8 protein-coding genes are annotated in these 8,915 nt (G+C 67.3%); 3 read left to right on the top strand and 5 right to left on the bottom strand.

From position 1 onward, the window contains the following. A partial coding sequence (locus IZR01_RS18045) for a C39 family peptidase (RefSeq protein ID WP_228559689.1) occupies positions 1-1,350 on the top strand: 1,350 nt, incomplete at its 5' end. Positions 1,351-1,506: 156 nt separating this feature from the next. Here the strand turns inward: IZR01_RS18045 and IZR01_RS18040 are convergent. Beyond that, positions 1,507-2,088, bottom strand: coding sequence for an RICIN domain-containing protein (locus tag IZR01_RS18040; protein ID WP_194893780.1), 582 nt, complete (start codon positions 2,086-2,088; stop codon positions 1,507-1,509). Between the two features lie 108 nt (positions 2,089-2,196). Then, a complete protein-coding gene (locus IZR01_RS18035) occupies positions 2,197-2,652 on the bottom strand; it encodes a hypothetical protein (protein ID WP_194924473.1) in 456 nt (151 codons plus the stop codon). A gap of 259 nt (positions 2,653-2,911) precedes the next feature. Between IZR01_RS18035 and IZR01_RS18030 the strand changes: the two genes are divergently transcribed. After that, positions 2,912-4,153: a DUF2690 domain-containing protein gene (locus tag IZR01_RS18030; RefSeq protein WP_194924472.1), complete on the top strand. Its 1,242-nt coding sequence runs from the start codon at positions 2,912-2,914 to the stop codon at positions 4,151-4,153. Here IZR01_RS18030 and IZR01_RS50680 read toward each other — a convergent pair. Both IZR01_RS50680 and IZR01_RS52400 read right to left on the bottom strand, forming a co-directional pair. Beyond that, the gene (locus tag IZR01_RS50680; protein WP_228559687.1) at positions 4,145-4,462 is read right to left on the bottom strand and encodes a hypothetical protein; all 318 of its coding nucleotides are present in this window, start codon (positions 4,460-4,462) and stop codon (positions 4,145-4,147) included. The two genes, IZR01_RS18030 and IZR01_RS50680, sit on opposite strands and share 9 nt — an antisense overlap. A 217-nt stretch (positions 4,463-4,679) precedes the next feature. Continuing rightward, entirely contained in the window at positions 4,680-6,059 is a 1,380-nt protein-coding gene (locus IZR01_RS52400; RefSeq protein WP_194924471.1) for a cellulose binding domain-containing protein, read from the bottom strand. Positions 6,060-6,387: 328 nt separating this feature from the next. On the opposite strand from IZR01_RS52400, the gene IZR01_RS18015 reads away from it, so the two are divergent. Beyond that, positions 6,388-8,022 carry a glycoside hydrolase family 27 protein gene (locus tag IZR01_RS18015; RefSeq protein WP_194924470.1) on the top strand — a complete coding sequence of 545 codons (1,635 nt, stop codon included), beginning with the start codon at positions 6,388-6,390 and terminating at the stop codon, positions 8,020-8,022. 9 nt (positions 8,023-8,031) lie between these two features. Here the strand turns inward: IZR01_RS18015 and IZR01_RS18010 are convergent, their stop codons facing one another. After that, complete coding sequence (locus IZR01_RS18010) at positions 8,032-8,751, bottom strand: GH12 family glycosyl hydrolase domain-containing protein (protein WP_194924469.1); 720 nt, start codon at positions 8,749-8,751, stop codon at positions 8,032-8,034. Positions 8,752-8,915: the final 164 nt, after the last annotated feature.

The raw sequence follows: 8,915 nt of genomic DNA, 5'->3' as shown, positions 1-8,915 counted from the left end.
GCGTTGGGGGTCGCGGGGGCCGGGACGGCGGCGGCATCGACGTCCGCGTCGGCGGCTACGAACGGTATGGAGATGGAGAACGAGGCCGCGGGCAGCGGTGCGGCGAAGAACGCTGACCAGGCACGAGTACGGTTCGACCGGTGGACCACGTGGTCCGACTTCCAGGGCGGGGTGTCCGACGGCATCCTGGCGTTGCCGGGGCAGCGGTTGGGCGTCGTCATCGCGGAGGCGGTGGGGACCACGTCGTACACCGACCCCTACCTGAACACCACCACGCAGTACGAGTACGCGACGTGGACCTCGCCGGTGCGCCGGCTGGCCTTCGGCGCTACACAGCTGACCGCGCACTGGAACGCGGACACGCCGAAGGGCACGTTCCTGAAGGTGGAACTCCTGGCGACGATGGAGGACGGCCACAGCGACACCTGGGTGATGGGGATCTGGGCGTTCGACGACAGTGAGCTGGACCGCACCTCGGTGAACGGCCAGAGCAACGCCTACGGCGAGGTCGACACCGACACGTGGAGCTCGGAAACCGGGCACTCGATGAGTGCCTACCAGCTGCGCCTGACTCTGTTGCGCCACCCTGGTTCGCCCGCGACGCCGCGGGTCTGGCAGATCGGCGCGGCCGCGTCCGACGTGCCCACGCGTACCACGGTGCCGGCCAGCACGCCTGGACCGGCTACCGGGGTCACTCTGGCGGTCAAGCCGTACGCGCAGTACGTGCACGACGGGCAGTACCCCGCGTACGGCGGCGGCGGTGAGGCGTGGTGCAGCCCGACCTCGACGGAGATGGTGGTCGAGTACTGGGGCAGGCGCCCCACGGCCGATCAGTTGTCCTGGGTCGATCCGGGCTACGCGGACCCGGCGGTGGACCAGGCGGCGCGGTACAGCTACGACTACGGGTACCAGGGCACTGGGAACTGGCCGTTCACCTGCGCGTACGCGGCTTCGTACGGGTTGGACGCGATGGTCGTGCGGCTGAACTCGATGACCGAGTTGGAGGTGCTGATCGCGGCCGGGTTCCCGGTCGTGACCGCGCAGTCGTTCACGCTGGCGGAGAACGGCCGCTACGCGAGCAACGGGCACTTGTGGCTCGTCATCGGGTTCACGGACACCGGCGACGTGATCGTGAACGACCCGGCCGCCCAGACCGACGCCGAGGTGTACACGGTGTATCCGCGGCGGACGTTCGAGAACGTGTGGCTGCGGACCAACTTCACGAAGGCCGACGGGAAGCCGGGGTACAGCTCCGGTGGGGTCGCGTACCTGATCAAGCCGCATGACAAGGGGCTGCCGGCCGTCGTGGATCCGCGGAACCCCAGCTGGCCTTGCGATCCCTGGGGATGAGAGCTGATTGAGCCCCCTGCGTGGCCACCATGTGACCTACCAGGGACACCTGTTGCAGTAGTAGGCAACGCCGATTGCCCGTGGCCATGACGGCCACGGGCAATCGGCGTCGGCACCGCCGGACCCCCCGCGATCCGACGGGGCCGGGCGGTCAGGTCACCGCCAGTAGCTGCGGGCAGGGGACTTCTCCAGCGTCACTACATGGCCGTACCCGTTGTCCTCAAGGCCGTAGTCCAGGTTGCCCTCTGTCCGGATGAGGGTGTCGCCGGAGCCGAAGGTGAAGCGCTGGGCGATGGTGCCGTTGCAGGTGTGGATCCACAGATCCTGATTTGCCGCGTAGCGGCCGTTGGGCACGTCCATGCACAAGGACAGGTCATAGGACGGGTGGAAATACCAGCCGCCTTCGGACGCCGGCTCCATGCACCAGTACTCGTTGCTGGCGCTCGGCGAGGAGTACCAGGTGATCACCCACGAGGTGTTGCCTCCGCCACCGTCGACGTTCAGGTATCCGGCCGGCGAGCTGTCGTTCAGGCCCATGGACTGGAAGGTCCACTTGTGCAGGCACTGGTTGGCTGCCGCCGTGGGCTGGTGAACGTGCGGTGTCGCGTTGGCCGGCGAAGCCTGAGCAGTGACGGGGCGGACGCCTGCTGCGGAGGCCGGTGCCACGGCGCCCGCGCAGGCGAGAGCGACCGCCGTGGCGGCCACGGCCACTCTCGCGGTCTTGGTTCCGATCATCATGATTGATCCTCCTGTGCTGTGATGCGTTGCGGTGTGCTGTGATGCGTTGCGGTGTGGTGTGCTGTGACGTGGTGTGTTGCTCGTTGTGTGTTCACACGACTGCTCCGGTTAGGCGGCCGTGCAGTAGTCGCTCAGGTCGTCAGCTCCGTGCTTGCGGTCGTAGTGATTGAAGGAGCCGTTGGGGAGATAGAGGCAGATGCCCCAGTCCCCGCTCAGACCCTTGTGCTTGGAACAATCCGCGGTGGATTGGCGGACGTCCCCGTCCCAACGGTCGACTCCGTAGGCCGCCCGGTAGTCCAGGCACAGAGCGATGGCCTTGTATGACGAGGGCCCGGTGCCGCTGCAATATGCGGTGAATTGCCAGTAGTTGTTCCAGCCCGAGCAGGATCCGAGCCCGGCCGGGGTGAGGGCGCTGGTGCTGGCGCTGGTGCCGGTGCTCGCGCCGGCCGTGCCCACCACGTTCGTGGTCGCGTGCGGGGAGGCGTTGGCGTACGCCGGGGCGCAGAAGCCGAGGGTGGTGGCTGCCGCGAAGGTGGCGGCGGCGATGCGGTTGAGCTTGCGCATGGAGATGTTCCTTCGTTCGGCGACCCGCTCGCGATGCGGAGAGCGGGAGGCAGTGCGGTGGCGTCATCAACAGCCGGTCAGTGCCCAGATATAGGACCTGGGCCCGGGTGTTGAGGCGGTACGGCAAGCCTTGTGGGCCAGGCGGCGCTCTGACTACAGTTCGTGTTCGGATGGGGATTTTTGGTGACGTCTCCAAGCGCTGGTCTGCGCTTTGGGAGACGGCCGGGGACGGGGTGAACGCTTCATTGGGGAGAGGCTTGTGTGGGGGAAGCTGCCCGAGGACCTCAGCGAGGAGCAACGTGCTTTGGTGGAGGCGTTGCGCGGGGCCAAGGACGAGTCGGGCCTGAGCTTGCAACAGCTTGGTCGGCAGACGCACTACAGCGGTTCGTCTTGGGAGCGCTGGCTCAACGGCAAGCGTCCGGTGCCGGTGCAGGCGGTCGCCAAGCTCGTCCAGACCGGGATCGGATCGGACGGGCTGGTCGAGTTGGCGCGTCGAGCGCGTCAGCCTTCTTCCGCCGGCCCGAGTGAGACGGCGGGCGCCGGCCGACAGGAGGGTGCAGACTCCGACCTGGAAGCGGCCGACGTCGCCCGGTCGTTGAACGTGGACGCCCTCGCCGACCGCCGACCAGTACGGCGGCGCGTTCTGCGGCTGGCTTCGCGGACGTCGGTGACGGCTGCGGGGGTCAGCATGGTTCTGCTGGCGCTCCTGGTGCCGGTACTGGGCGGCGACAGCCCGGCCGTATCGGTTGGGCTGGTCAAGACAAACCCGACGTTGAACGCGGAGGTCGCTCCCCGATGCCACGGGCAGTTGTGTGCCGGGGCGGATCCTCAGATCGCGAACTGCGGATACGACGCCCGAACAGTGACTACTCGCACGCTGCTCGGCGACACGGGGCCGTTGCTGAACGTGCAGCTTCGGTATAGCCCGGCCTGCCAGGCGGCGTGGGCGAAAGTCGCCGACGGGCGGCCGGGTGACACCGTCTCGATCCAGACCGCCGCCGGGCAGCAGCAGTCCTCACTGATCCACTACGGCATCGACGACTACACGCCCATGGTCGACGTCACAGCCCCGACGAGCGTGACAGCGTGCGCGACTGACGCCGGTGCCCGGGTGTGCACCGTGGCGCAGACCCTGCCCCCGACCGGCCCGCTCCCGGCCCAGGGCGCGACGACCGCGATCCAGGGCAGCTCACCTGCGTATATCCGCCCCGGCGACGTCGGCACCGGAGTGCGCTGCATCCAGCAGGCCCTCAACTACTGGGACCACGCCGGACTCCCCGTCGACGGCGTCAACGGCGACACCACCACCGGCGCCATCGAGCGCTTCCAGCGTGAGCAGAACCTCTCCGTCGACGGCGTTGTCGGCCCCGACACCGCAGGACCCATCTACGCCATCGACAACACTTACCTCCACTTGGGCGGAGTGTGCCGGTCTGCGCTGCCCACACCCGCGTCCGCCCAGCTACCTAGCGGGAACCCCACGGTGCCGGCGTCACCCTGACGGAGCCGGGAGGACGGCCGTAGCATCGATGACCATGCCCTCGGCTGGGTGGCCCCAGTCAGAGTGTGTCTCCCACTCCGGAACATCCGGGGTGCGCGGCGGCAGCAGTTCCTCCACCATCGGATACGTACCAGTGACCAGCGCCAGCATGAAACTTGCGAAGCCTCCGTCGAAGCGATCCCACTCTGCCAACTGCCGGTACCACACGGCGACCGGCCACTCGTCCGGCTCCCCCTCCGTCAGCCAGAACAGCTGATCGGCGTTCCAGGTGTTCCCCCAGATCAACAGTCCGCCCGGTTCCGGGTACACCGGATACGGGCACTCGTCCTGTCTCTCGGCACCCCCACCACCGGGCCGCAAGACACGACCACTCCAAGCCCGGGTCAACGGCGATGCGCGAATGAGACGCGGTACAGGGCAGTGCCGCGGGTAGCGCTGAGCACGTTGATGCCGAAGGCTACTGCCCAGGTGGAGGCAGGCAGGCGTCCGAGAAGTCGGCCCAGTCGTGACATGATCGCCTCCCCTTTCAGCTCATGGTGCAGGTCAGCGTCGGAGACGCGTTAGTACCCGAGTAGCCGGCCTGGAAGCCGAAGGACGTGTTGCCCCCCGGTGCTATCGAGCCGTTGTAGCCCGCGTTGGTCATGGTCACTCCCGACCCGCTGGTGCTCAGGACCCCGTTCCAGACGCTGGTGATCTGCTGGTTGCCGCCCCAGGTCCAGGCCACCTTCCAGCCGTTCGCCGGCGCGGTCCCGGTGTTCGTCACCGCCACGTTGGCCGTGAATCCAGTACTCCACTGATTGGTCACCGAGTATGTAGCCGTACATCCGCCGGCGCCTCCTCCCCCGCTCGAAGTCGTCGTCGCGGTCACGCCGACGGATTGCGCCGAGACGTTGCCGGCCGCGTCGTAGGCGGCGACGGTGTACGTGTACCGCGTCGAGGCGGTCAGTCCCGTGTCGGTGAACGTGGTCCCGGCGGTCGTGCCGACCTGGACGCCGTTGCGGTACACCCGGTATCCGGCCACGCCGACGTTGTCCGTGGACGGCGACCAGGACAGTGCGGCCGAGGAGGCCGTGGTCCCGGTGACTGTGGGGTTCGCGGGCACCGAGGGCGGCGAGGTGTCGCCGCCGGACCCGGCGGTGGCCGTGACCGAGAAGCTGTTGGTGCCCAGGCCCTGGCCGCCCTGCCAGATCTCGAATCCGGCCTCGACGTCGAGCAGGTAGTTCGAGGGGTTGATAGAGCCGCGGGCGACCGCGTCCTGGAACAGGGCCTTGAGATCGAGGTTGGAGACCGAGGCGGCGCCGGGGTTCAGGACGTAGGAGATGATCTTCCACGAGGACTGCTGCCCGGTCCACACGTTCCAGTTCATGCCGTCGACGTTCGTGTTACCGGTCTGCGAGCCGAAGGGCTGGACCCCGCCGCGGCTGTTGATCCAGATCATCACCTCGGTGCCGTCCGGCTGGCCGGTGGTGGTGGGCGTGGAGTTGAACCAGATGTCGTAGGCGACGTCGTAGGTGCCGGAGGAGGGCTGCGTGGTGTTCCACGAGCTGACGGCGCTGCCCAGGTTGCTCATCTGGATCGGGAAGCCGCTGTTCCCGGTGCACAGTCCCCAGTGGCAGCCCTTGTAGATCGACGGGTAGGTGGCCGGCGCGCCGCCGCTGAGGTTGAAGTTCGCGGTGCTCACCGTCCACGCGGTTCCACTGTTGTAGGTGAGGCACTGCGGCGCGGTGGAGTTCCACTCGTTGGCCTGGATCATGTAGTCCCCGGCCGGAATCGTGCCGGTGCCGGAGCACGTGGTCGTGGCGGCCGGCGCGGCCTGCGCGCCCGGCAGCGCGACCGCGGACAGCGCCGCCGTGAAGGCGATCGCGAGGGCGGCCGCGAGAGCACGCGCTCTGAGAAGACGAGCCATCTGGTTCTCATCCTTTCGAACATCCGCCGGCATATACCGCGTCGCCGGTCAACGTGCCAAGAAGGCGATCTGACCGCAAGCGTCGGTCGAACCGATTCGCCGGCCCCGGAGCGGCGGCGGGCCAGACGACGCAGGTCACGACTCGTCAGACCGGCAGCTGCCCTGGCACGCGGGTCGCCCGGTGGGAGCGAAACTTTCAGATAGCCGTGGACATCCAGGTGAGGCTCCGTTCATCGACCCTTGACACAGCACACTGACCGATGCAGCGTCTACGTCGGCGTGAGGATTGTTAGCGCTAACATTTCGTTGCCCGCACCGGAGGCGCCCCATGAACCGGAACAACTTGCGAACAAGCCTGCGGCGGGGGTGGCGAGCGACCGTGGCCGTCGCCGTGTCACTTGTCGCCGCACCGCTTCTGGCCCTCGGCGCGGCGCAACCCGCGCACGCGCTGAACAATTCGCTGGCGCTGACCCCGCAGATGGGGTTCAACGACTGGAACGCCTACGGCTGCAACGTGTCCGAGTCGCTGATCAAGTCCACGGCGCTGGCCATGCACAACGACGGTATGCAGGCGGCCGGCTACCAGTACGTCAATATCGACGACTGCTGGCTCACCCACAACCGCGACGCCTCCGGGCATCTGGTCCCGGACCCCGCCAAGTTCCCCGACGGGATCTCCGGCACCGCCGCGTACGTCCACTCCCTCGGCCTGAAACTCGGTATCTACGAGGACGCCGGCACCATGACCTGCGCCGGCTTCCCGGGCAGTCTGGGGCACGAGCAGACCGACGCGAACTCGTTCGCGTCCTGGGGCGTGGACTACTTGAAGTACGACAACTGCTACTCCGACGGCGTCAATCAAACCAGTAACGGCGGACCCAGCGCCCAGAGCCGCTACACCACGATGCGCGACGCGCTGGCCGCCACCGGCCGGCCGATCTTGTTCAGCCTGTGCGACTGGGGCTTCCAGAACCCGTGGTCCTGGGGCGCGGGCGTCGGGAACTCCTGGCGCACCACCGGTGACATCAACGCCAGCTTCGGCAGCATGCTCTCGAACTTCCACGGCAACGTGGGCCTGGCCTCCTACGCCGGCCCCGGCGCCTGGAACGACCCGGACATGCTGGAGGTCGGCAACGGCATGTCCGCCACCGAGGACCGCAGCGAGTTCAGCCTGTGGTCGGAGATGGCCGCTCCCCTGATCTCCGGGACCAACATCGCCAACGCCAACTCCACGACCCTCGGCATCCTCACCAACTCCCGGGTGATCGCCGTCGACCAGGACTCCCTCGGCAAGCAGGGCACAGAGGTCTCCTCCTCCGGTGGCCTGGACGTGCTGGCCAAGCCGCTGGCCAACGGCGACGTCTCCGTCGCGCTGTTCAACGAGAACAGCGGCACCGCGACCATCTCCACCTCGGCCGCGGCCATCGGCAAGAGCGGCGCGAGCAGCTACACGCTGACCGACCTGTGGACCGGCGCGGCGTCGACGACCACGAGCACGATCAGTGCCTCCGTCCCGGGACACGGAACCGTCATGTTCCGCGTCGCCGGGGGGACCAGCGGCGGGTCGAGCCCCGGTGAGGTGCACGCCGTCGGCGCCGGCAAGTGCCTGGACGTCCCGGGCAGCTCCACCACCGGCGGCACGCAGCTGGACATCAACCCCTGTTCCGGCGCCGCGAACCAGGTCTTCACGCACACCGGCGCCAACCAGCTGACGGTCTACACCGGCAGCGGCCAGATGTGTCTGGACGCCAACGACAAGGGCACCGCCAACGGCACCAAGGCGATCATCTGGTCCTGCAACGGCCAGACCAACCAGCAATGGACGCTCAACTCCAACGGCACCATCACCGGCGTGCAGTCCGGGCTGTGCCTGGACGTCACAGGCGCCGCCACCGCCGACGGGACACCCGTTCAGCTGTGGACCTGCAACGGCCAGGCCAATCAGCAGTGGACGATCAGCTGACCTTGGGCATCAGGAGGCGGATACCCAGTAGTTGTTCACCTGGAAGTTCATGCCACCGCTCGAAGAGGTGATCTCCCAGCCGAACTGCACGTTGCCGAGGGTGACGTTGCCGATCCAGTGCTCGGAGTTCTCCAGCCACTTCAGGACGGAGAGGATGTCGACCGTGCCGGAGGTGGAGTAGCCGGTGTTGAGGAAGGAGTAGACGTTGTTGGAGCCGTTGTCGCCCTTGTAGACGTTGAAGTTGTAGCCGCCGACCGAGACGTTCGTGACGTAGGAGCCGATCGGGCCGATGGCGCCGGTCTTGTTGAGCCACACCATGATCTCGTCGGCGTTCGAGGAGTCCCAGATGTCGTAAGCGCTCTCGAAGGCGCCGGAGGACGGCACGGAGACGGAGTAGCCGGACGTGACGGATTTGAGCGAGTTGATGGGCGTGCCGACCCATTTGCTGACGTTGGGGTAGGACTTGATGCCGCCGGTGTTCGGCTGGTTCGACCACACGCCCCAGTTGGCGGCGGAGTTGGCCCAGATCGTCTGCGGCCCGGCGCCGCCGCCCCACACGTCGTTGTAGAGCGTGTAGCCGTTGTTGTTCCACGACGCGTACTTGTCCGAGGAGGACCACGTGGCGGCCTGCGCGGGCCCGGCCGCCAGCGCGACGGTCGCTACCGCGGCGGGCACTGCGGTGAGCACAAGCACGCTCCGGCGCTTGAACAGTGGGAGGAGTTTTGCCATGGCGAAGCCTCCGGTCCGGGAAATGGTGCGGATGAAAGTCGAAGCGCTTCGAATAATCGGCCTGTCACATCTGCGAGTCAAGACACTCACAAAGGCCGGATCGGTAAAGAATCAGTCATCGAACAGCCACCAAATGTTCGACGAAAGGGGTCGAAGCGCTTCGA

The sequence above is a fragment of the Catenulispora pinisilvae genome (assembly GCF_015356865.1).
GTDB lineage: Bacteria > Actinomycetota > Actinomycetes > Streptomycetales > Catenulisporaceae > Catenulispora > Catenulispora pinisilvae.
This window is presented reverse-complemented; position numbering and strand designations above follow the sequence as displayed.

Excerpts from the sequence above, each read along its gene's own strand:
- IZR01_RS52400 (WP_194924471.1), bottom strand. The coding sequence starts at position 6,059 with ATGGCTCGTCTTCTCAGAGCGCGTGCTCTCGCGGCCGCCCTCGCGATC.
- IZR01_RS18010 (WP_194924469.1), bottom strand. The coding sequence starts at position 8,751 with ATGGCAAAACTCCTCCCACTGTTCAAGCGCCGGAGCGTGCTTGTGCTC.
- IZR01_RS18015 (WP_194924470.1), top strand. The coding sequence starts at position 6,388 with ATGAACCGGAACAACTTGCGAACAAGCCTGCGGCGGGGGTGGCGAGCG.
- IZR01_RS18035 (WP_194924473.1), bottom strand. The coding sequence starts at position 2,652 with ATGCGCAAGCTCAACCGCATCGCCGCCGCCACCTTCGCGGCAGCCACC.
- IZR01_RS18040 (WP_194893780.1), bottom strand. The coding sequence starts at position 2,088 with ATGATGATCGGAACCAAGACCGCGAGAGTGGCCGTGGCCGCCACGGCG.